This window comes from Halomonas sp. 7T, assembly GCF_025643255.1.
Lineage (GTDB): Bacteria > Pseudomonadota > Gammaproteobacteria > Pseudomonadales > Halomonadaceae > Vreelandella.
Genome location: NZ_CP087112.1, coordinates 1,850,041 through 1,871,116, shown reverse-complemented (window position 1 = coordinate 1,871,116; position 21,076 = coordinate 1,850,041). Strand labels below are relative to the sequence as shown.

At 52.8% G+C, this 21,076-nt stretch carries 20 protein-coding genes; 14 read left to right on the top strand and 6 right to left on the bottom strand.

What is annotated here, in order from left to right; genetic code table 11:
* Positions 1-129: 129 nt before the first annotated feature.
* The 9 genes from LOS15_RS08690 (at position 130) to LOS15_RS08650 (ending at position 10,182) form a co-directional block, all read left to right on the top strand.
* The gene (locus tag LOS15_RS08690) at positions 130-1,329 is read left to right on the top strand and encodes a multidrug effflux MFS transporter (protein ID WP_263065286.1); all 1,200 of its coding nucleotides are present in this window, start codon (positions 130-132) and stop codon (positions 1,327-1,329) included.
* Positions 1,326-2,057, top strand: coding sequence for a sulfite exporter TauE/SafE family protein (locus LOS15_RS08685; RefSeq protein ID WP_263065285.1), 732 nt, complete (start codon positions 1,326-1,328; stop codon positions 2,055-2,057). Before LOS15_RS08690 ends, LOS15_RS08685 begins: the two co-directional genes overlap by 4 nt.
* Before the next feature lie 118 nt (positions 2,058-2,175).
* Positions 2,176-3,189 (top strand): substrate-binding domain-containing protein, encoded by a 1,014-nt coding sequence (locus tag LOS15_RS08680; protein ID WP_263065283.1) that lies wholly within the window; start codon positions 2,176-2,178, stop codon positions 3,187-3,189.
* A 156-nt stretch (positions 3,190-3,345) separates the two neighbouring features.
* Positions 3,346-4,596: a phosphate ABC transporter permease subunit PstC gene (gene pstC, locus LOS15_RS08675; protein ID WP_263065282.1), complete on the top strand. Its 1,251-nt coding sequence runs from the start codon at positions 3,346-3,348 to the stop codon at positions 4,594-4,596.
* A 15-nt stretch (positions 4,597-4,611) separates the two neighbouring features.
* The gene (gene pstA, locus LOS15_RS08670; protein WP_263065281.1) at positions 4,612-5,781 is read left to right on the top strand and encodes a phosphate ABC transporter permease PstA; all 1,170 of its coding nucleotides are present in this window, start codon (positions 4,612-4,614) and stop codon (positions 5,779-5,781) included.
* 25 nt (positions 5,782-5,806) lie between these two features.
* Positions 5,807-6,646, top strand: a complete 840-nt coding sequence (pstB, locus tag LOS15_RS08665) for a phosphate ABC transporter ATP-binding protein PstB (RefSeq protein WP_411537022.1) — start codon at positions 5,807-5,809, stop codon at positions 6,644-6,646.
* Between the two features lie 119 nt (positions 6,647-6,765).
* Positions 6,766-7,797, top strand: a complete 1,032-nt coding sequence (locus LOS15_RS08660; RefSeq protein WP_263065280.1) for an ArsJ-associated glyceraldehyde-3-phosphate dehydrogenase — start codon at positions 6,766-6,768, stop codon at positions 7,795-7,797.
* Positions 7,798-7,813: 16 nt separating this feature from the next.
* Entirely contained in the window at positions 7,814-9,025 is a 1,212-nt protein-coding gene (gene arsJ / locus LOS15_RS08655; protein WP_263069664.1) for an organoarsenical effux MFS transporter ArsJ, read from the top strand.
* Entirely contained in the window at positions 9,022-10,182 is a 1,161-nt protein-coding gene (locus LOS15_RS08650) for an MFS transporter (protein WP_263065279.1), read from the top strand. The genes arsJ and LOS15_RS08650 overlap by 4 nt, the downstream gene beginning before the upstream one ends.
* Here LOS15_RS08650 and LOS15_RS08645 read toward each other — a convergent pair.
* The 4 genes from LOS15_RS08645 to arsH all read right to left on the bottom strand — a co-directional run bounded on the left by LOS15_RS08645 (position 10,150) and on the right by arsH (position 13,020).
* Entirely contained in the window at positions 10,150-10,455 is a 306-nt protein-coding gene (locus LOS15_RS08645; RefSeq protein ID WP_263065278.1) for a CC/Se motif family (seleno)protein, read from the bottom strand. The genes LOS15_RS08650 and LOS15_RS08645 overlap by 33 nt on opposite strands.
* An 87-nt stretch (positions 10,456-10,542) precedes the next feature.
* Complete coding sequence (locus LOS15_RS08640) at positions 10,543-11,202, bottom strand: NADPH-dependent FMN reductase (RefSeq protein ID WP_263065277.1); 660 nt, start codon at positions 11,200-11,202, stop codon at positions 10,543-10,545.
* Between the two features lie 15 nt (positions 11,203-11,217).
* Positions 11,218-12,285 carry an ACR3 family arsenite efflux transporter gene (gene arsB, locus LOS15_RS08635; protein WP_263065276.1) on the bottom strand — a complete coding sequence of 356 codons (1,068 nt, stop codon included), beginning with the start codon at positions 12,283-12,285 and terminating at the stop codon, positions 11,218-11,220.
* Positions 12,286-12,300: 15 nt separating this feature from the next.
* A complete protein-coding gene (gene arsH, locus LOS15_RS08630) occupies positions 12,301-13,020 on the bottom strand; it encodes an arsenical resistance protein ArsH (RefSeq protein WP_263065274.1) in 720 nt (239 codons plus the stop codon).
* A 185-nt stretch (positions 13,021-13,205) separates the two neighbouring features.
* Between arsH and LOS15_RS08625 the strand changes: the two genes are divergently transcribed.
* Both LOS15_RS08625 and LOS15_RS08620 read left to right on the top strand, forming a co-directional pair.
* On the top strand, positions 13,206-13,631 hold the full coding sequence (locus LOS15_RS08625; RefSeq protein ID WP_263065273.1) for an arsenate reductase ArsC: 426 nt from the start codon (positions 13,206-13,208) through the stop codon (positions 13,629-13,631).
* An 8-nt stretch (positions 13,632-13,639) separates the two neighbouring features.
* Positions 13,640-15,322, top strand: a complete 1,683-nt coding sequence (locus LOS15_RS08620) for a methyl-accepting chemotaxis protein (RefSeq protein WP_263065272.1) — start codon at positions 13,640-13,642, stop codon at positions 15,320-15,322.
* 100 nt (positions 15,323-15,422) lie between these two features.
* On the opposite strand, the gene LOS15_RS08615 is transcribed toward LOS15_RS08620, so the two are convergent.
* Both LOS15_RS08615 and LOS15_RS08610 read right to left on the bottom strand, forming a co-directional pair.
* Positions 15,423-16,229, bottom strand: a complete 807-nt coding sequence (locus LOS15_RS08615; RefSeq protein WP_263065270.1) for a universal stress protein — start codon at positions 16,227-16,229, stop codon at positions 15,423-15,425.
* Positions 16,230-16,333: 104 nt separating this feature from the next.
* The gene (locus tag LOS15_RS08610) at positions 16,334-17,521 is read right to left on the bottom strand and encodes an acetyl-CoA C-acyltransferase (protein ID WP_263065268.1); all 1,188 of its coding nucleotides are present in this window, start codon (positions 17,519-17,521) and stop codon (positions 16,334-16,336) included.
* Between the two features lie 143 nt (positions 17,522-17,664).
* On the opposite strand from LOS15_RS08610, the gene LOS15_RS08605 reads away from it, so the two are divergent.
* From LOS15_RS08605 to LOS15_RS08595, 3 genes are all read left to right on the top strand, one after another.
* On the top strand, positions 17,665-18,228 hold the full coding sequence (locus LOS15_RS08605; RefSeq protein WP_263069662.1) for a TetR/AcrR family transcriptional regulator: 564 nt from the start codon (positions 17,665-17,667) through the stop codon (positions 18,226-18,228).
* Between the two features lie 220 nt (positions 18,229-18,448).
* The gene (locus LOS15_RS08600; protein WP_263065267.1) at positions 18,449-20,119 is read left to right on the top strand and encodes an AMP-binding protein; all 1,671 of its coding nucleotides are present in this window, start codon (positions 18,449-18,451) and stop codon (positions 20,117-20,119) included.
* A gap of 17 nt (positions 20,120-20,136) precedes the next feature.
* Positions 20,137-20,904, top strand: a complete 768-nt coding sequence (locus tag LOS15_RS08595) for an SDR family NAD(P)-dependent oxidoreductase (RefSeq protein ID WP_263065265.1) — start codon at positions 20,137-20,139, stop codon at positions 20,902-20,904.
* Positions 20,905-21,076: the final 172 nt, after the last annotated feature.

Here is a 21,076-nt window from a genome sequence, read left to right as displayed (position 1 = left end):
TTGCGTTGTCGTTGAGGTACTTTAACAAGGGTCGAGCACCACGAACAGAGACCGACAAATCAATTCAACATGGTTATAATTAGCGGCCTATCTTTATTCTCCAGCCGCCGCTTTAAACCAAGGATTACCATGGAGCTAAATCCACGTCGGGTAGCGCTATTGGTCGCAGCCAATACCGCGCTTGCCCCCTTTGCCATTGATGCGTATTTGCCCGCTATCGGCATTCTGGCTGAGAGTATTAATGCCAGTATTCATCATACTGAACTTTCAATCAGTATGTTCTTATTCGGTTTCGCGATTGGGCAGCTCTGCTTTGGGCCAGTCTCGGATCGTTACGGACGAAAGCCGGTGCTACTCAGCGGGCTGGTGGTCTTTATGCTCGCCAGTTTGATGATTACTACGGTGGATAGCCTGGGGTCGCTGCTGGTCTGGCGGTTTATACAAGCATTGGGGGGCGGGGCCTGCGTCGTGAATTCTGCCGCCATTGTGCGCGACTGCTTTAGGGGGCGTGAAGCTGCCAAGGTGATGTCTACCATGGCGATGATTATGATGCTGGCGCCACTGGTAGCACCGGCGGTGGGCAGCATACTGCTCCATATTGCGGATTGGTGGCTAATTTTTGTGTTTTTGGCGGCTTATGCGGGCTTTTTACTTTGGCTGTTGGGCACCCGCCTACCTGAAACCCGTGACACCAGCCTGCCTGCTGCTTCACCTCGCCAAGTGGTGCGTAACTACGCAAGCGTGCTGCGCCATCGTGAAGCGATGGGCTATATTTGCGCCGTGGCGGCATCGTTTGCCGGACTATTTGCGTTTATCACCGCTTCGCCATTTCTCTATTTAGAGTATTTTGATTTATCGCCGGGCATTTATCCGCTGGTGTTCGGCGTCAACGTGGTCATGATTGCGCTCTCAAATCGCGTCAATATTTACCTTTTGCGAAAGCGTACTCCGCAACAAAATTTGCGCTTGGGGCTGACGGTTCAACTCTTAGCCGCGGCGGGTCTCGTCGTTGCTACGGCGCTGAATGTGGCCTCTATTTATGTCGTTGTGCCGCTGGTCATGCTATTCACTGGGATGATTGGTTTAATTACGCCTAACGCTATTGCCTCGCTGTTAGATCACTTTGGGCATATCAGCGCAACAGCCACCGCGCTATTGGGCGGCGTTCAATTTAGCTGCGGAGCGCTTGCCGGCGTGTTGGTCGGGTTGTTCCAGGTAGAGCACGTGTGGCCCATGGTACTGACCATGCTGGGAGCTGCCTTACTGGGGAATATCGGCGTTAGGCTCCTCACCAAGGCGCCGGTAATAGACAATGCGCCGTGCCGATGAGTAGCTTGCTGCAGTGGATCGAAATGCCGTTAGGCGTGTGGCTGGCGTGTTCTGCCGTGCTGCTGCTGGGCGCTTTTGTTCAACGAGCCACCGGCTTTGGTTTGGCGGTTGTTGGTGCGCCGCTGCTCTTGATATTAGAGCCTCGGTTAGTGCCGGTTATCCTGGTGCTGTTTGGGCTAACGGTGTCTTTAATGATGGTGCGCCATTACTGGCACGAAGTACGTTTAGATGCGATCGGTGTCGCGCTCATTGGCCGTTTGCCGGGCAATGCCTTAGGGATTTGGCTGTTGCTAGCCGCGCCGATGGTGGTACTTGAAAAATTGATTGCTGCGATTGTGTTGTTTGCCGTACTGGTAACGTTTTTCCGTTTCACGCTACCGGTTAATCGTGTCTCGTTGTTTATTGCGGGCGTGCTTTCCGGCATCTTTGGTACCGTTGCTGCCATCGGCGGCCCGCCTATTGTACTGCTGATGCACGGATTTTCGCCGGATCGCCTGCGGGGAAATCTCGCTGCCTTTTTTATATTAACGTCGCTTTTAACTCTCACTACCCTGGCCCTGGCCGGATTGGTGAGCGTTTGGCATTTTAAATTGGCGCTCACCTTTTTGCCTGCAGTGCTGATGGGTAATGCCCTGGCAGACGCCATTGCTCACCGTCTGGATAAGCGCATGCTCCAGGGGGCATCGCTTGCGCTCTGTACGCTGGCGGCATTAGGGCTATTACTCTAGTCATAGCACGTCGCGTTAAAAAAATTGTGATGGTGCATAGTGTCATATAGTTGTCATCGAAGCAGTGCAAAGTACGTCCTGCGAAGGCCAAAACCTTACATCGACAGGAGTATTTCGTATGAACCGTATTCTAAAAACGACCGTATTAGCAGCAGCTGTGATGAGTGTTGCGGGTGTTGCTCAAGCGCGTGAGCAAATCAATATTGTTGGTTCTAGCACCGTTTACCCGTTTGCTAGCTTTGTCGCGGAAGAGTTCGGTGCAACCACCAACTACCCGACGCCGGTCATTGAATCTACTGGTTCAGGCGGTGGATTACGTCTGTTCTGTAACGGGATTGGTTCTGATACTCCGGATATCACCAACGCTTCGCGCCGTATGAAGGTTTCTGAATTTGAGCGCTGTGCAGAAAACGGTGTTACCGATATTACCGAAGTCTATATTGGTAGCGATGGTATCGCTTTCGCGCAAACAGCGGATAACGAGCCAATGCCGGTTACCAGTGAGCAAATTTTCTTAGCGGTTGCCCAGCTGGTGCCGGTTGATGGTGAGCTGGTAGAAAACCCCTATACAAACTGGAGTCAAATTGACTCTTCGTTGCCTGACCGTGACATCGTTATTGTAGGACCGCCCACGACATCGGGTACTCGTGACGCTTTTGAAGAGCTGGTCATGGAAACGGCGTCCGCGAACTTCCCTGAATATGGTGACGAGGAGTACTCGGATGTACGTACTGATGGTGGCTGGATTGACGGGGGTGAGAACGACAACTTGATCGTTCAGCGTCTAACACAGGACAGCACGGCATTCGGTATTTTTGGCTACTCTTTCCTTGAAGAGAATGACGATGTATTGATTGGTTCAACCATCGATGGTGTCGAGCCGACGCCGGATACAATTTCGAACTTTGAATACCCTGTTGCTCGTTCCATGTTCTTCTACATTAAGAACCAGCACGCTGAAGAAGTGCCGGTGATGTACGAATACGCAGATATGTTTGTATCGGACATGATGATTGGTTCTGATGGCCTGCTGAAGGATTTAGGTCTGATTGTTCCAACTGAAGAAGCGCGTCAGCGCGTCCAGTCTGATCTTGCGGATCGTAAGCAGCTTTCCGCTGAAGACCTCAAGTAAGCTGTTGAGCGAGATATAAAAACCGACGCCTTGTGGCGTCGGTTTTCCTATTTTAGGGCAGAGGATTGGCACGTTTTTAAGTGCTTGTCACATTACTGTCATTTCTTTATCGCAAGATGCTTGGGTAGATTCACTGCCTAACTTGAGACGCAAACGATGCAGACCAATCAGCTCTTCTTGATATTTTGCAGCGTACTGTTGCTGCTGGGGCTTGCAGCCTTTTACTTCGGGCGTAGTAAAGCGACACGTGTTCGTGCATCGGGACCTGCTATGCATGCTCAGCCGGACCAATACGCATGGTTTGCTGTGGTGGCAACGGCGGGCCCTGCGATACTGCTCAGCGCGCTAGGCGCGTTTGTTATGCTGTTGATGGGAACAGAAATTCCCACGTTTCCTCTGCTTTTGGCCAGCCTTGCGGTGGCGGTTGTCGGGCTTTTTGCTGGGATGACGCTGATTCGCGCCAACTTTCATGCGCGCCAAGCGATTGAAAGGGTCATTCGTTGGGTGCTGGCAGGGGCCGCGACCATCTCCATTCTAACGACGCTTGGTATTTTAATTTCGATCATTGGAGAGGCGCTCAATTTTTTCCAGATGCATAGCTTCTGGGACTTTATTACAGGCACCACTTGGGCGCCGGGCAACAGCTTTTTAGCCGCGGCGGGTCGTGGTGACGGTGGCGGCGCAGAGTTTGGTTCAGTTCCTCTGTTTGCCGGTACCTTCATGATTACAGCCATTGCCTTAGCCGTGGCTGTACCGGTTGGTTTGCTCTCTGCGATTTATATGGCGGAATTTGCGCCGAGCCGTGTTCGCGCGATTGCCAAGCCCATGCTGGAGATTCTGGCGGGTATCCCTACCGTGGTTTACGGATTTTTCGCGGCGATCACAGTGGCACCGTTCATTGTCCGTTTGGCTGATTCCGTTGGTCTAGATGCTTCTTTCAATAATGCGTTAGCGCCCGGGATCGTCATGGGCATCATGATCATTCCTTTTATCTCCTCGCTTTCTGATGACGTCATTAATGCGGTGCCTGACAGCATGCGTCAAGGCTCTTTGGCTTTGGGTATGACCAAAGGGGAAACCATTCGCGATGTTGTTATTCCTGCTGCGTTGCCAGGCATTATTTCCGCCTCACTGCTGGGCATGTCCAGGGCGCTTGGTGAAACCATGATAGTCGTAATGGCCGCAGGCATGCGGCCCAATCTCACTATCAACCCGTTAGAAGAGATGACGACCGTTACGGTGCGCATCGTGGCTGCAATGACCGGTGACTTGGAATTTGAGAGTGCCGAAACGCTTTCTGCTTTTGCGCTGGGACTGGTGCTGTTTGTCGTGACGCTGTCATTAAACCTTGTGTCGGTGATCATGATTCGTCGCTTCCGTGAAAAATATCGCGTCAACAATTTGTAACGCCAGGATATCTCAATGAATGATTCGTTCGATCAGATCAGCCAGCAGCTCAAGGGCCGCCACCGCAAATCCATGCGCTTGAAGTATTACGCGATGGGTGCGCTCGCGTTAGCAGCGACATTCCTGTTGATCTTCTTCGCCGACATGCTTAGCAAAGGGTTGCCGGCTTTCAAGCAGGCGATGGTGAATGTTGAAATCAACTATAGCGAAGAAGCTTCGCGCTCTGGACGCGCTGCTATTGATAGAGACCTATCCAGCATCGTCAGCCGAAGCGTCGTTCGCGTTATTCCACTTGAAATGCGCAACGATCCTTCGCTGTTAGGTACGTCCGAAACGCGCTGGGTGTTAGCGAGTGCTGAAGTTGATCAGTATCTGAAAGGAAACCGTGCTCGCCGACTTGATGCAGATGACATGGCAGAAATTGATCGCCTTGTTGCCAGTGGTCAGATTGAGATGAGGTTTAACTCGGGGTTCTTTGCCCGGGGTGACTCTAAGATGGCCGAGCTTGCCGGTATCATGTCAGCGGTTGTGGGTACGATCATGACGATGATCGTTACCTTAGCCATTGCCTTTCCGATTGGTGTGATGACGGCCATCTACCTTGAAGAGTTTGCGCCGGATAATCGTCTTACCCAGTTAATTGAAATCAACATTAATAACTTGGCGGCTATTCCTTCTATCTTGTTTGGTTTACTTGGCCTTGCAATCTTTATTAACTTTTTTGGTGTACCGCGATCAACGCCTTTAGTCGGCGGTATGACGCTAGCGCTGATGACGCTGCCGGTGATCATCATTTCAACGCGTACGGCGCTACGTAGTGTTCCAGAGTCGATTCGTCATGCGGCGTTTGGGGTAGGTTGCTCCCGCTGGCAAGTGGTAAAAGACCATGTGCTGCCACTGGCCATGCCCGGCATTATGACGGGATCGATCATTGGTTTAGCACAAGCGATGGGGGAGACGGCGCCGTTGATTATTGTTGGCATGGTGGCGTTTATTCCCGATGTAACCGCTTCCTTTACAGAAGCGGCAACGGTAATGCCCGCACAGGTATTTACTTGGTCAGGTGAGCCTGATCGCGCCTTCGTAGAGAAAACCGCCGGCGGCATTTTAGTGCTTTTGGCAGTGCTAATCTCTTTAAATGCCTCAGCTGTTTTGCTGCGCAAGAAATTCGAACGCCGCTGGTAGGTTTTTCGTCTCTAAGGAATTCAATATGAGTGCTCAAATGCCTGAAGCCGTTTATAAGTCGAGCCCAGAAGTTGGCCAGCCTTACACGCGCAATGAAAAAGCGTGTCATGATCTTAGCATTCGCGTTCGCGACCTCAACCTGTGGTACGGCAAGAGCCAAGCCCTGAAAGGTCTGAACATCGATCTGTTCCAGAAGAACGTGACGGCGCTGATTGGCCCTTCGGGGTGCGGTAAGTCGACCTTTTTGCGCTGCTTAAATCGCATGAATGACTTGATCCCTAGCGTGCACACAGAGGGCTTGGTCGAAATGGACGGCCGTGATGTGAACGCTGCAAAAATGGATGAGGTAGCGCTACGCCGCCGGGTGGGGATGGTGTTCCAGAAGCCGAACCCGTTTCCGAAATCTATCTATGAAAACATTGCCTACGCCCCACGTATGCATGACTTAGTAAGTCGCAAGGCGGAGCAGGATGAGCTGGTTGAAAAAGCTCTGCGTGATGCAGGCCTGTGGAACGAAGTCAAAGATAAGCTACAGGAACCCGGCACTTCACTATCCGGCGGTCAGCAGCAGCGTTTGTGTATTGCTCGTGCCATTGCGGTACAGCCGGACGTTATTTTGATGGATGAACCGACGTCAGCCCTGGACCCAATCTCCACGGCCACCATCGAAGATCTGATGGATAAGCTGAAAGAGCAGTTCACCATTATTACTGTGACGCACAATATGCAGCAGGCTGCACGGGTAGCGGACTACACGGCATTTTTCCACCTAGGGGAGATCATCGAGTACAACGATACTAAGGTGATGTTCTCAACCCCGGCACAGAAGAAAACCGAAGACTATATTTCCGGTCGTTACGGTTAACCAAACGCGCCTGCAGACTCGCATCAGCGGCTTTGCAGGCAGTTTTTTTAGCTGTATATATATGCTTTTTCGTATATTGACGTTAAGATTTTTGCACTGTTTATAAAGAGGGTGGCTCCATGGCATTACGTATCGGTATTAACGGGTTTGGTCGTATTGGTCGTCTGGCACTGCGCAGCCTGTGGGCTGAGGTTGAAGCAGGGGCTGTTGAGCTTATTCGTATTAATGACCCCGGCGGGGATGCGGCAACGTTTGCACACTTATTAGAGTTTGACTCGGTACACGGTCACTGGTCGCCTGGTAAAGGGATTACCGTATCTGACGACACGATTATTTTAGATGATCAATCTGTCGCGTTTAGCGCCAATAAAGCGATTGCCGATAGCGATTGGTCCGCGTGCGACGTAGTCATTGAATGCTCGGGCAAAATGAAGGATACCGCCAAGCTTCAAGCGTTTCTGGATCAAGGTGTTGCCCGCGTGGTGGTCAGTGCGCCTATAAAAGAAGCCAGTGTGCTGAACGTGGTGGTAGGCGTTAACGATCATCTTTATGATCCCGCCCAGCATCGAATCGTGACTGCTGCTAGCTGCACGACCAACTGTTTGGCGCCCGTGGTGAAAGTGATTCAGGAAACCTTCGGCATTCGTCATGGCTCAATGACCACGGTACACGACATTACCAATACCCAAACGATTCTAGACGCCCCGCATAAGGATCTACGCCGTGCCCGCGCCTGTGGCATGAGCTTGATACCAACAACAACGGGCTCCGCGAAAGCGATTACTGCAATTTTCCCTGAGTTGGAAGGCAAGCTGAATGGTCATGCGATTCGCGTACCGCTGGCTAACGCATCGCTCACCGATATGGTGTTTGAGCTAGAAAAGGACGTGACTGTTGAGGAAGTGAACCAAGCGCTGAAAGACGCGGCAGAAGGCGCCCTGAAGGGGGTTTTAGGTTACGAAGAGCGCCCACTGGTATCGATTGATTATCGCACCGATCCACGCAGCTCCATTATCGATGCGCTTTCCACCATGGTGGTCAACGGTACTCAGCTGAAGCTTTACGCTTGGTATGACAACGAGTGGGGTTACGCTAATCGTACGGCTGAGCTGGCGCTGATGGTCGGCACTGAGCAGGTGAGCCGTGGCTGATTCACCCTTGCTGAATATGCAGGCCCGTATTAAGGCGCTACCTTTCGAGGTGCGCCAATACATGCTGATCACCGGCAACTACTGGGCATTTACCATTACCGATGGCGCGCTGCGCATGTTGGTAGTGATGTATTTTCACCAGCTAGGTTACTCGCCGCTGCAAATCGCCATGCTGTTTCTATTTTACGAAGCCTTTGGTGTGGTGACTAACCTGATTGGCGGCTGGCTCGGCGCACGGTTGGGCTTGAACCGCACGATGAACGTGGGACTGGGACTGCAGATTATGGCGCTTGCCATGCTCATGGTGCCTGCTGGGATGCTCACGGTGGTGTGGGTGATGGCGGCGCAGGCGCTGTCTGGTATTGCCAAAGACTTAAACAAAATGAGCGCTAAAAGTGCCGTCAAAGTGCTGGTACCTAAAGAGAGTGCCAACGCCAATAGCGCGCTGTACCGCTGGGTAGCGATGCTGACCGGTTCTAAAAATGCACTGAAAGGCCTGGGCTTTTTCGTTGGTGGGGTGCTGTTAACGCTGATTGGTTTCCGCGGTGCGGTCATTGCCATGGCGGTGATGCTTAGCGCAGTGCTGATGCTCTCTCTGTGGCGCTTAAAGGCAGATTTAGGGCGCCAGAAGGTAAAGCCCAAGTTTTCGGAGATTTTCTCAAAATCCCGTGCCATCAATGTGCTTTCGGCGGCGCGCTTTTGCTTGTTTGCTTCAAGGGATGTTTGGTTCGTAGTAGCGTTGCCAGTGTTTTTATATGACCAGCATGGCTGGACCCACTGGACGGTAGGCGGATTGCTGGCAGCGTGGATTATTGGCTATGGCGGCGTACAAACCCAGGCACCTAAGCTGACTCGGTTGATTAAAGGGGATGCCCGCGCGCTCACTGCTGGCTGGGCAGCGGCTTTGGCAGTGTTAGCGATTGCCCTGGCGATGCTGCCGCTGGCGCAGGTGGGCTGGCTAGTGGTCGGGCTTTTAGCGTTTGGGGTGCTATTCGCGATTAACTCCAGCTGGCATAGCTATCTCATCGTTCACTACGCCCGTGCCGATGGCGTCTCGATGGATGTCGGTTTTTACTATATGGCCAATGCCATGGGGCGTTTGGTAGGAACCTTGCTGTCAGGCTGGTTGTATATGGCTTACGGATTGAGCGCTTGTCTTTGGGTATCGGCGGCCTTAGTGGCGGCCAGTTCAGTGATGGCACTGGCACTGCCTAGACAAGCCGCATGACTCGCTCGCCCAGGTTTGGCTTAACGCTCACCTTAGGCAGTGCACAAACCCTTGCCTGGGCCTCAAGCTATTATCTGCCCGCCATTCTTGCAGTGCCGATAGCACAAGAGTTAGGCATCTCAACCAGCTGGGTATTTGGTGCGTTTTCAGCGGCTTTGCTGCTGACGGCGATACTCGGGCCTTCTGTTGGTCGATGGATCGACAGGCAAGGCGGGCGAGGCGTGTTGATGGCCTCGAACGGGGTAATGGCACTGGGTCTTGGCATAATGGCCGTGTCTCAGGGGGTGCCCTCGCTAATCCTTGCTTGGCTGGTGACGGGGGTTGGGATGGCGATGGGGCTATACGATGCTGCTTTTGCCACCTTAGGCCGATTATTAGGGCGTCAAGCCAGGGCGTCGATTACCGGTGTTACGTTGGTTGCTGGATTTGCCAGCACGGTGGGTTGGCCGCTCACAGCCTGGCTGGAAAATGAACTCGGTTGGCGTACAGCCTGCGGGGTCTGGGCCATGCTGCATATCTTAGTAGGCCTGCCACTGAATACTCGCCTGACCAAAGCAACTGATAGTGCGGCCCAGCAAGATGACGACAAATCGGCACCGCCGCCGGAGCGTCCTCGCCTGGCGATGATGTTATTAGCCTATGTGTTTGCCGCGGGCTGGTTTGTCTCAACGGCGATGGCGGCTCATCTGCCTAGACTTTTGCAGGAAACCGGCGTATCGCTTTCGGTGGCAGTGGCCGCCGCTGCCTTAGTGGGTCCTGCCCAGGTGGCGGCACGGCTGGGTGAGTTTGCGCTGCTTCGCCATTTGCATCCGCTGGTAGCCGCACGCGTGGCCACCACGCTGCACCCGTTAGGCGCCGCATTGTTAACGGCCGTTGGTATGCCCGCCGCCGGTTTTGCGTTACTGCATGGCGCAGGTAACGGCATGATGACCATTGCGTCTGGTACATTACCGCTGGCGCTATTTGGCCCCAAAGGATTTGGGCGCCGGCAAGGGCTGATTATTGCCCCGGCACGTGCTTCACAAGCATTCGCACCCCTGCTGTTTGGCCTGCTGATAGAGCAAAGTGGTGCCAGTGCGCTGTGGCTAACGGCCCTGTTAATGCTGGGCGCGACGCTAGTGTTGCTATGTATTCGCGTGCCCCAGCTGCAGGGCTGAGCCATCCACATACAGGTGGCGCAACTTCCACCAGCCTTCAACACCAATGCGCAGCCCTTGAGCCGCTAGGTCAGGGTGTATATAGATCGAAATACCATCTTGAGTATGGTGCAAATAGTAATGGACATCATCTGGCAGCCGCGTTTCAGCCACTGCCAGATTCGCGAGGCCACCGCAGCAGCCATGACGGGGGGAGAGGCGGACAGTGACGACGCTGCCTTGCTGTTTAATGAACTCCACGGCGTTGCTATCGATATCAATGACATCTTTCATGGCCCACTCCGCAAGTTGTTTCAGTCTGAGCGCGTTGGCTAAGGTCTGCTGGGATGTCGAGTTGCCAATAGGCCGTTGTTAAGCGTACTAGTCGCGCGGTGCATTGCGTTGAGCGGGCGATTGTTTAAACGCTGGTGATAGCGTTTTAGGGTCTTGTTCGGCTTTGTGCGCTTTGGCCGCGTCTGCCCACCAGGTTAGTTGGCCTAGCGTGCGGCCAAAATAGCTTTCCCAGCGTTCCTGTTCCTGGGCGAATTGCCCATTGTCATTCAGCGCTTCTTGCGCTTTGGGGATATGGATCATTGCGGATACGGGTAAACAACCCAACTCCGATAGAAAGGTGCGCATACCTACTGCAGCGCGTGTGCCTCCCCATTGCCCCATGGAGTAAGTCACGATGGCGCTGGGCTTAAATGCAAACAGTGACGCGCCAAAATGATTTAGCAAATGGCTTAGCGCCGGACTCATGGAGTGGTTATATTCTGGGCTGACCATCACGTAGCCATCGGCTTGTTCAATTTTGCTAGCCAGGGCTTCGAGGTCATCGGGAACCTCTTTTTTTGCATAGGAAAAATGCGGCTTGAATGCTGCGGGTAGCGATAGTGTCAGCGGATCAATAATTTCTGCCGTGGTCTCAGGCAGTGAAGAGAGCAAACGCTCACAGGCTTTTGCTACTCGTTCGCCTAAGCGAGCCGGGGCAGGCGGCGTGGAAGTGCGGGTTGAACCAAGAAAAATAAGATAATGCGCCATAGGTAACGCTCCTTGTTAGGCGTTTTCGGGAAAATGCTGGCGGGTCTTATTGGCAATCCTTACTAGCGCAAGCATCAGCGGGACTTCTACTAAAACACCCACGACCGTGGCGAGGGCAGCACCTGACTGTAAGCCAAACAGGGCAATGGCAGCGGCAACCGCCAATTCAAAAAAGTTGCTGGCGCCGATCATTGCGCCGGGGGCCGCGACGTTATGTGGTACACGCCATGCCTTGGCCCAACCATAGGCAATAAAGAAGATTAAAAACGTTTGAATAATGAGCGGAATGGCGATCAATACGATATGCAGCGGATTATTCAGGATAACGTCGCCTTGGAAGGCGAACAGTAAGACCAGGGTAATTATTAACCCGATAGGAGTGATGGGGCCGACGCGCTTCATAAACACGTTGTCGTACCATTCAGTGCCATACTTCGCGATCAGTGTTTTACGGGTAAAATAGCCAGCCGCAAGCGGAATCACGATGTACAGCACCACGGATAAAATAACCGTGTCCCAAGGTACCTGGATGTTCGAGATGCCGAGTAAGAAAACCACCAGCGGCGCAAAGGCAAACAGCATGATCACGTCATTCAAAGCCACTTGTACCAGCGTGTAAGCCGCGTCGCCTCGTGTTAAGTAGCTCCATACAAATACCATCGCGGTGCAAGGCGCGGCCCCCAGCAGTATGGCACCCGCTAGGTATTGGCTGGCTAGCTCCTCAGGAATAAAGGGCCGAAAAATCACCATGAAAAACAGCCAGGCCAACGCGAACATCGTGAAGGGTTTTATCAGCCAGTTGACCGTAGTGGTAATGGTCAGGCCCTTTGGCTGGCAGCGTACCCCTGCAATAGCGCTGAAGTCAATTTGCGCCATCATTGGGAAAATCATCGCCCAGATAAGTACGGCAATCGGTATTGATACTTGGGCATACTCAAACCGTGATAATGCTTCTGGCACAGCGGGGGCGAGCTGCCCGAGTGCAATCCCGGCAGCAATTGCAATCGCTACCCATACGGAAAGGTAGCGTTCAAACACCCCCATATCGGCGCTGGTAGGCGATGAGTTGCTTTGGGTCGTCATAACATCACTCCCTGATTAAATAGCACGTTGATTAACGCGTTTAGAAACTGCTTCAGCGCTCTCTTTCCGCTCAGAGTAGCGGTCGGTTAGCAGGTTGCTGCGCTCTCGAACCAGCAGAGTGAATTTCACCAGTTCCTCCATAACATCCACAATGCGGTCATAAAACGGCGAAGGTTTCATGCGGTCGTTGTCATCAAACTCCATAAAAGCCTTAGGTACCGATGACTGGTTGGGTATCGTCACCATACGCATCCAGCGGCCTAAAATACGCAGCTGATTCACCGTGTTGAATGACTGGGAGCCACCGCATACTTGCATCACCGCAAGGGTTTTTCCCTGGGTGGGGCGAACACCGCCTAGCGCAAGGGGGATCCAGTCGATTTGTGCCTTCATAATGCCGGTCATCGCGCCGTGGCGTTCAGGTGAACACCACACCATGCCATCTGCCCACTTTGCCAGTGTTCGTAGCTCATCCACTTTAGGGTGGCTTGCATCTTCCGTATCGGGCAAGGGTAAACCGCGCGGGTCAAAAATCGTTGTGTCAGCTCCCATTGCATTGAGTAGTCTAGCGGCTTCTTCAACTGCCAATCGGCTGAACGAGCGTTCACGCAGAGAGCCGTAGAGCAGCAGAATCTTAGGGGCTGGCAGGTCGCTTGGAGGTAGCAGCAGCGTTCCATGGCTTGGGACATTAAAAAGGCTAGCGTCAACGTTAGGTAAATTAGCGGGCGTGGTCATTAGGTACTCTCTTAACAAATGCTCTCCTAATACATCGAAGAACACATGGATCTAAAATTGATGGTTAGCGATTATGATATCTGTTTTTCCATATATTTCTACCGGTATTAGCAGGCTGCAATAAAGACGTCATCTTGAATGCGTAAATTGTCAAAATCTAATTCATAAGAGAAGGTCGTTTACTTATGTCAAAGCGCCGCGTGCTGTTCCTGTGCAACGCCAATTCTGCACGGTCTCTAATGGGGGAGGCGTTACTTCGCCATATGGCAAGTGATCGCTTTGATGCGTTTAGTGCAGGCTCCGAGCCAGATGAACCCCATGCACTAACGCTAGAAGTGCTGAGCAAACAAGGGTTTTCTACCGACGGTTTGCGCAGCAAGTCCTTGGATGAGTTTGAAAACGAACACTTCGATTTTGTCATCGTGCTGTGCGACAAGGCGCAACAGGCATGCAGAGAATGGCAGGGTCACGCTGACGAAATACTGTTCTGGGATATTCGTGATCCGCGGTTAATGAGTAAGTTAGATGCGTATGAGCAAGCGTTGATAGAGATCCGTCGGCGTCTACAGCTGTGGCTTTCTTTAAATGTTAATAACCCGCCACGTGATTGAGGGCTGTTATGCGCATAATCAATAATCTGAGCGTTAAAGCTAGCTGGGCTCTGGTGTTAGTCACGTTCACATGCCTGATATTCGCGATTGGTGGTTTAGGACTATTTGCCAATCACTTTGGCAGAGAAGCCTTTACGTCGTTACAGCAGCGAGAAATGCATCAGGTGCGTGAGCTGAATGGTGCCTATACACAGTTGCTGCGTGCCCGCATACAAATGAACCGAGCTGCGGAGCTCATTCGTACTCCCTCTTTTGATCGTCCAGAGCCGTTGATAGAGGAAGCGGAGAGCTTGTTAAGCGCGGCTTCAGAGCGGTTTAACGCCTTCCATGCGAGTTTTCCTGAGGAAGAGCAACTTGAACTTATCAATCAGCTAGCGAATGATTTTCGTTCGTTGGTTAATAATAATTTAAGCCTACAGATGATGATGCTGGAGGAGCGCGATGTTCCTGGCTTCCTTTCTGGTGAATCCCGTGTTGACGATAGTAGCCGGAAATTTGTGAGCACGGCAGATGCTTTTTATGATTACTCGGTTGCCCGCGGGGCCGGGCAACTTGATCGTTTTCAAAATGTATCGTCGCTCCTTTTTTGGGGAGTGCTGGGCGTTATTGGTGCAGCCATACTCATTATTGCATTCGTCGTTTGGGGCGTGCGCAACAATGTATTGCGGCCTCTAAATATGATAACGCAGCACTTTCAGCGTATTGCTAAGGGGGATTTGTCAACGCCTGTTGAAAATCATGCCAATAATGAAATTGGCCGATTGTTCAGCGAGTTGTCTAATATGCAGCGCTCGCTAAGAACCACGGTGAACCATCTCAACAACAGTAGCCAACAGGTTTATACCGATAGCCAAGTAATGGCGGCTCACAACCAACAGCTGGCCGGGCAAACGGACTCGCAAGTGTCCGCGCTTGTGCAAATGGCGGCAAGCCTTGAGCAGTTAACCGCAACAGTCAATCAAAATGCAGAGAGTGCAGCCCACGTGAGTCGTGCAACCACCGGTGTTGCTCATAAAGCCCAGCAAGGTGATCAGATCATTGCCCAGTTTATAGCGACTATGCAGAGCATTAACGGGCACTCCGAGGAAATACAAAGCATTATTTCCATGATTGAAAGCATTGCCTTCCAAACCAATATCCTTGCGCTGAACGCCTCTGTGGAAGCAGCGCGCGCGGGTGAGCATGGTCGTGGTTTTGCAGTAGTCGCCAGCGAAGTGCGAGCGTTAGCAACCCGCAGCTCCGATGCAGCACACGAAATTCGAGCGCGGATTGAAGCGTCGCGCCAGAGCGTTGAACAGGGCAGTGCGCTATCTCAGCAAGCGGGTGAGCATACGCGCGATATTATGCAGTCGGCCACGCAGGTGGAGCAGTTGATGGAGCGGATGGCCAGCGCGTCGGAGGAGCAGCGCCGGGGGATTGATGAAGTGAACAGAGCGGTCGCGCAAATTGATATGACGACCCAAGATACATTGAGACTGGTGAATCAAGCGGCACAAAGTGCTGAAGGGTTGACTCAAGAAGCTTTGCAAATGCGCGAATATGCGGGGCAGTTTCGTATGGAGGATGATCCATCTGACAATGAGCGTGATGGTAGCAGCAACGCCCCCGAAAAATACACGTCGTTGGATTGGCAGACGTTGGCGACCTCAGAAGTGTATGGCAATAAAGAGGAGCTACGCGCCTTGGCATAATCTGCTTGGCAAGGCGCGAGCATGTTGACTGCGCCTTATGTGGCTAGGTAACACTAAAGGGTTAGGCGGCTCGCAAGTGCTGGGTGGAGCAGTGTTACGCTTAAGTATGCTGGGAGGGCACCAGAATCACGGGGCAGGCAGCGCCTTCTAGCAGTGCCTTAGCGGTGCTACCTAGCAGGCGTTCACGTAACCGGCTATGGCCCTGTTGGCCCACGATGATGAGATCTGCATGCCAAGCGTTGGCCTCGTTAATGATGGCCTGTTTAAACTCGCCAGCAACAATGACGGTATCAAGTTTGGGGATGCGAGCTGCTAGAGCGGTAAGATGTAGCTGCGCCTCTTCAAATCCGTACCCATCGGTTTCGAGTAGACTTTCAGCGATAATGGCAACGCGATGCTGAAAGTGGAGTGCCAAACTATGAAAAAGACGTTCGGCTTTGCTCGCTGCGGCAGACATATCCGTGGCGAGCACGACCGTCGTATAGCTGCTGCCATGCTTTACGTTAGTGACTGGCTCTAGCCATAGCGGTACGCGCGTTAGATGGGCTAGGTTAAGTGCAGTACTGCCAAGTAACATTTCTTGCCAGCGTCCTTGTCCTTGGCAGCCAATGAGAATTAAGTCTACGTCATGGTGTTCGGCGTAGTCTGATAGCAGCTCGCTTGGCTTGCCAGCGTCTACATGATACGCGATGTCCAGGCCTAAATCGTTGAGCGGCTGGGCGTGAACAACTAGCTGTGCGTAAAGTTGTTCAATATTTTGCTCTGTAGGGGGCGTGGCACTTTTGGGGCTAATAATATGAACAAGGCTAACGCGTTTAACACCTTTGGAGCGCAGGCGAATTAAGCGTTGTTCTAAAAGCGGCCAAGCGGGTGAAAAGTCGATGGCAATCATTACATGAGGGAACATAAGCCTCCTGGAACCGTTGGCCCGCTGTCTCAAAAGTCAATACTGATGACATCGTTATGCTAGCGTGGCACGCTCAGTAAAGCGAGTGTGCCACGCTGATGCGGTTAGTCGATGAGTTCTACGGCCACGGCGGTGGCTTCGCCACCACCGATGCAAAGGCTGGCGATGCCGCGCTTGCCGCCTTTGGTACGTAGGGCATGAATCAGTGTCGCAATAACCCGTGAGCCTGTTGAGCCAATCGGATGCCCTTGAGCGCAGGCGCCGCCAAATACGTTAACCTTTTCATGGGGTAAGCCAAGGTCATCCATTGCCATTAACGTAACAACCGCAAATGCTTCGTTAATCTCGAAAAGATCCACGTCGTTAACGCCCCAGCCAAGCTTTTTCATCAGCTTTTCAATCGCTCCTACTGGGGCGATGGTGAACTCGCTTGGATGGCGGGAGTGGGTAGTGTGACCCAGCATTTTGGCTAGCGGCTTTACGCCGTGACGCTTAGCGGCTTCATGGCTGGCCAAAATAAGCGCGGAGGCACCGTCGGAAATTGAGCTGGCGTTGGCGGCCGTAATCGTACCGTCTTTAGCAAACGCGGGGCGCAGCTGGCGGATTTTATCCAGCTTGGCTTGGAAGGGCTGTTCGTCATGCTCGACCAGGGTTTCACCTTGGCGGCTGGTCACTGTTACCGGGGCCATCTCAGCATTTAAGTGGCCACTATTGGTGGCGTCCATCGCACGTTCGAGAGAGGCAATAGCGAAATCGTCGAGCCGCTCGCGGGTGTAGCCGCGTTCGGTTGCCACATCTTGAGCAAAGACACCCATCAGCTTGCCGGTTTCGGCATCCTCTAGGCCATCCAGAAACATGTGATCTTTCAGCTCGCCATGGCCTAAACGGTAGCCGCTACGCGCTTTAGTCAGTACGTGGGGGGCATTAGACATGGACTCCATGCCGCCTGCCAAAAGTACCTCTCCGGTGCCTGCTTTGATCAAATCGTGAGCCAGCATGGTGGCTTTCATCCCAGAGCCACACAGCTTATTGATAGTAGTGGCACCATTGGCGTCAGGAATTCCCGCCTGACGCATGGCTTGGCGGGCCGGCCCTTGCTTTACGCCGGCAGGTAGCACACAGCCCATGATGCCTTCTTCAATAACGGAGGCCTCGATGCCTGCGCGTTCTATAGCGGCACGGATTGCAACGGCGGCAAGTTCGGGAGCCGTCATGCTGGAAAGGCTACCCATCATGCCGCCCATTGGCGTACGGGTGGCGGATAAAAATACAACCTCAGTGGCATTGCTCATTGGTGCGTCTCCTGACAGCGTTATTATGATTGTCTTACGTATGATTATTTAACGAAGTGCTAAGCCATGCGTTGACCCATTAGCGGGGCTGTGGTCTTCTCCCCACTAACCAAGCAAGCGCTAGTGTGAGTGACATGAATGTAATGAATGCATCTCCCCGCCGCAAGGAATTGACACGTTTAGCGGCTCAGCTATTCGTCCAAGAAGGCTTTGATCGCACCACGGTGCGTATGCTGGCGCAAGAAATGGGTATCAAGTCTGGCAGCTTGTTCCATCATTTCAAAGATAAGCAGGAAATATTAGCGGCGGTAATCGAGGAGGGCACCCAGAATGCGCTCATTACTGCTAAAGCGGCTCTACAACAGTGCGAAAAGGAGCCCGAAGCGCGCTTACGTGCCATGGCGCGGGCACACTTGGAAACACTTTTTGCTGACCGAAATGCCCATGTGGTGGCGTTATTCGAGTGGCGGCGCTTAGACGCTGCTTCTCGTGCTCACTTGAGTCATCTGCGTGATGCGTATGAGGATTTATGGGTCGAGGTAATCGACGAGGCGTTAGCCGCTGGTTTGATCCATGGCGACCGCTTCTTCGTATCTCGATTTATTCTAGGTGCGCTAAACTGGACGGTGCGTTGGTATGACCCCGCTGGCCCACGGACACCCGATGATTTAGCCGATGAGTTGGTTGCCATGATCATGGCGCGTTAATTAGTGCATCGCATAAGCGGTTGTTAGTACACCTTCGCTCGACCAACGTCTAACCTATTTACAACGCTGATTGCTTGCGCTCTTGCGTAAATGCTTTTAGCGTTGGTTTAACTACAAGGTTTCCGTTAACGTAAACGGATAATTATAACGTGTGACATTGAAACCCTGGCCTGTCTGTTTGCGTAAAACTGCTCACGACTAACAACATAAGAGAGCCACCATGACAGCAACATCAGCCTCACTACCAAGCTATACAACCTACCTGGAAAGCTTCTCCGTCAACGACATGATTGCCAGGCTGGATGACCACCAAGACGGTCATTTCAATGCCTTCGAAGCCTGCTGTGGGCGGCATGTTCGCGCTGGCCGGGGAGAAACCTTAGCGTTGGTGCATGAAGACACCCAAGGGGCTACGCATACGCTAAGTTACGCAGCGCTTGATGAAGAGAGTGGCAAGCTTGCGGGCTGGTTTCTTTCCCAGGGCTTGGGTGAGGGGGATCGCATCGCATGTATGCTACCGCGCTCGGCGGCGCTGCTGGTGGCCGTGTTAGCCACATGGCGAATTGGCGCGGTCTATCAGCCACTGTTTACCGCCTTTGGCCCTGACGCAGTGGACTATCGTTTAGGGCGTGCGGACACCAAGCTGGTGATTACCGACCATGCTAACCGTTATAAATTTGACGGGCTGACGCAGTGTCCGCCTGTTCTAGCGGTTGGGGGAGCCACTAGCGAGCATCCTAACGATCATGATTGGCAGGCTGCGTTGACGCATACGTCAATGAGCGATAAACCGCCGCGCCTTTCCCCAGACAAGCCGTTTCTGCAAATGTTTACGTCGGGTACCGTGGGCAAGCCGAAAGGGGTAGCGGTGCCACTTTCGGGCATGACGGCCTTTGCTTTATACATGGAACTTGCTGTTGACCTGCGCGAAGACGACCGTTTTTGGAATATGGCCGATCCTGGCTGGGCATACGGGCTCTATTACGCGATTGCCGGGCCGCTGCTGCTAGGCGTTACCACCCACTTCTGCGAGGCGGGTTTTAGCGCGGAGGGCGCCTTGGCATTTATGAAGCGTCACCATATTACTAACTTCGCTGCTGCGCCAACGGCGTATCGCCTGATGAAAGCGTCTGGGCTATTCGATGACGCTCATCAAACGCTAGAACTTCGCGCGGCAAGCTCGGCCGGTGAACCCCTGAATACGGAAGTCGTGACCTGGGTAGAGAAGTCGCTGGGCTGTCCGGTGATGGACCACTATGGACAAACTGAAACGGGCATGACCTGTAACAACCATCATTCCCTTGACCACCCCAAGCATGTGGGAGCAATGGGTGTGCCGATGCCAGGGTATCGGTTAGCTATATTGGACGCTGAGTATAACGAACTTCCCCCCGGTGAGCCGGGTGTGCTGGCGGTGGATATCGCGAACTCGCCAGCCCACTTCTTCCAAGGCTACACGTGGCAAGAAAAAGACCCTTTTGTGAACGGCTACTACCTAACGGGAGATGTCGTTATTCGTAATGAAGACGGCTCATTCCAGTTCGCGGGGCGCGATGACGATATTATTACCACTGCGGGTTATCGGGTAGGCCCAACGGACGTCGAAAACAGCGTGATGACTCATCCGGCCGTGGCTGAGTCGGCAGCGGTGGGGCAGCCTGATGAAATTCGTGGCGAGGTGATTAAGTCGTTCATCGTGCTGCGTGAAGGGTATGAAGCGAGCGAAGCGCTTGCCGATGAAATCCGCCAGCAAGTGCGGGAGCGTCTCTCTACTCATGCTTTTCCCCGTGTCATTGAGTTTGTCGATGAGCTGCCTAAAACACCTAGCGGTAAAATTCAGCGCTTTAAGCTTCGCGCCCAGGCCGCTGAACAGACGCAAGCTACTCAATAATTAGAAGGAAATATGTAATGCAGGTAAAGGCTCGTACGTTTTTAATTACCGGGGCCGCTTCCGGTCTTGGTTCTGCCACGGCCGAGCGCTTAGTCTCGGCCGGGGCAAACGTTGTGCTGTGTGATTTGAGTGATAGTGTTAAAGAGCATGCAGAGCGTCTAGGCAACAGCGCCAAGGCTTGCCTGGCTGATATTACCTCTGCTGAACAGATGCAGCAGGCGGTGGATGAGGCCGTGACCTTTGGCGGCGAAAGTGGGCTGTCAGGCGTTATTCACTGCGCTGGTGTAGTGAGTGTAGCGAAGCTTGTGGATCGAGAGGGGAATCCTGCAGACCTAGAGGGCTATGCGAAAACCATCAATATCAATCTGGTGGGGACGTTTAATGTGATGCGCTTGGCTGCCGCTGCCATGGCTAAAAATACGCCCAACGAGAGCGGTGAGCGTGGCGTCATTATCAACACGGCTTCAGTTGCTGCGTTTGATGGTCAGGTGGGGCAGTGTGCGTACAGTGCGTCTAAAGCAGGTGTTGTCGGAATGAGCTTGCCTGCGGCAAGAGAGCTTTCGCGGCACGCAATCCGCGTCATGGCTATTGCACCGGGTGTCTTTGAAACACCGATGATGAGTGAAATCCCCGAAGAGGCTGCGAAAGCGCTAGCGGCGGCGGTGCCTTTCCCTAAACGGTTAGGTAAGCCTGATGAGTTTGCTCAGCTTGCCGAGCAGATCATTACTAACCCGATGCTTAATGGAGAGGTTATTCGCTTAGACGGTGGTATCCGAATGCAGTAGTTTTTAGCAATTTTGAAACCGTTTTAAAGCCTGCCAGCATGCCTGTTGGCAGGTTTTTCTTTTTTGTGTCCCAGCATCCCCGTCATTGGCTACTAAAGTCGTAGTTGATTTGAGGTCTAAATTCAAACGACCGCTTGACTATGCGGAGTGCTCGCGCTAACTTTCAAACATG

Excerpts from the sequence above, each read along its gene's own strand:
- LOS15_RS08690 (WP_263065286.1), top strand. The coding sequence starts at position 130 with ATGGAGCTAAATCCACGTCGGGTAGCGCTATTGGTCGCAGCCAATACC.
- LOS15_RS08685 (WP_263065285.1), top strand. The coding sequence starts at position 1,326 with ATGAGTAGCTTGCTGCAGTGGATCGAAATGCCGTTAGGCGTGTGGCTG.
- LOS15_RS08680 (WP_263065283.1), top strand. The coding sequence starts at position 2,176 with ATGAACCGTATTCTAAAAACGACCGTATTAGCAGCAGCTGTGATGAGT.
- pstC (WP_263065282.1), top strand. The coding sequence starts at position 3,346 with ATGCAGACCAATCAGCTCTTCTTGATATTTTGCAGCGTACTGTTGCTG.
- pstA (WP_263065281.1), top strand. The coding sequence starts at position 4,612 with ATGAATGATTCGTTCGATCAGATCAGCCAGCAGCTCAAGGGCCGCCAC.
- pstB (WP_411537022.1), top strand. The coding sequence starts at position 5,807 with ATGAGTGCTCAAATGCCTGAAGCCGTTTATAAGTCGAGCCCAGAAGTT.
- LOS15_RS08660 (WP_263065280.1), top strand. The coding sequence starts at position 6,766 with ATGGCATTACGTATCGGTATTAACGGGTTTGGTCGTATTGGTCGTCTG.
- arsJ (WP_263069664.1), top strand. The coding sequence starts at position 7,814 with ATGCAGGCCCGTATTAAGGCGCTACCTTTCGAGGTGCGCCAATACATG.
- LOS15_RS08650 (WP_263065279.1), top strand. The coding sequence starts at position 9,022 with ATGACTCGCTCGCCCAGGTTTGGCTTAACGCTCACCTTAGGCAGTGCA.
- LOS15_RS08645 (WP_263065278.1), bottom strand. The coding sequence starts at position 10,455 with ATGAAAGATGTCATTGATATCGATAGCAACGCCGTGGAGTTCATTAAA.
- LOS15_RS08640 (WP_263065277.1), bottom strand. The coding sequence starts at position 11,202 with ATGGCGCATTATCTTATTTTTCTTGGTTCAACCCGCACTTCCACGCCG.
- arsB (WP_263065276.1), bottom strand. The coding sequence starts at position 12,285 with ATGACGACCCAAAGCAACTCATCGCCTACCAGCGCCGATATGGGGGTG.
- arsH (WP_263065274.1), bottom strand. The coding sequence starts at position 13,020 with ATGACCACGCCCGCTAATTTACCTAACGTTGACGCTAGCCTTTTTAAT.
- LOS15_RS08625 (WP_263065273.1), top strand. The coding sequence starts at position 13,206 with ATGTCAAAGCGCCGCGTGCTGTTCCTGTGCAACGCCAATTCTGCACGG.
- LOS15_RS08620 (WP_263065272.1), top strand. The coding sequence starts at position 13,640 with ATGCGCATAATCAATAATCTGAGCGTTAAAGCTAGCTGGGCTCTGGTG.
- LOS15_RS08615 (WP_263065270.1), bottom strand. The coding sequence starts at position 16,229 with ATGTTCCCTCATGTAATGATTGCCATCGACTTTTCACCCGCTTGGCCG.
- LOS15_RS08610 (WP_263065268.1), bottom strand. The coding sequence starts at position 17,521 with ATGAGCAATGCCACTGAGGTTGTATTTTTATCCGCCACCCGTACGCCA.
- LOS15_RS08605 (WP_263069662.1), top strand. The coding sequence starts at position 17,665 with ATGAATGCATCTCCCCGCCGCAAGGAATTGACACGTTTAGCGGCTCAG.
- LOS15_RS08600 (WP_263065267.1), top strand. The coding sequence starts at position 18,449 with ATGACAGCAACATCAGCCTCACTACCAAGCTATACAACCTACCTGGAA.
- LOS15_RS08595 (WP_263065265.1), top strand. The coding sequence starts at position 20,137 with ATGCAGGTAAAGGCTCGTACGTTTTTAATTACCGGGGCCGCTTCCGGT.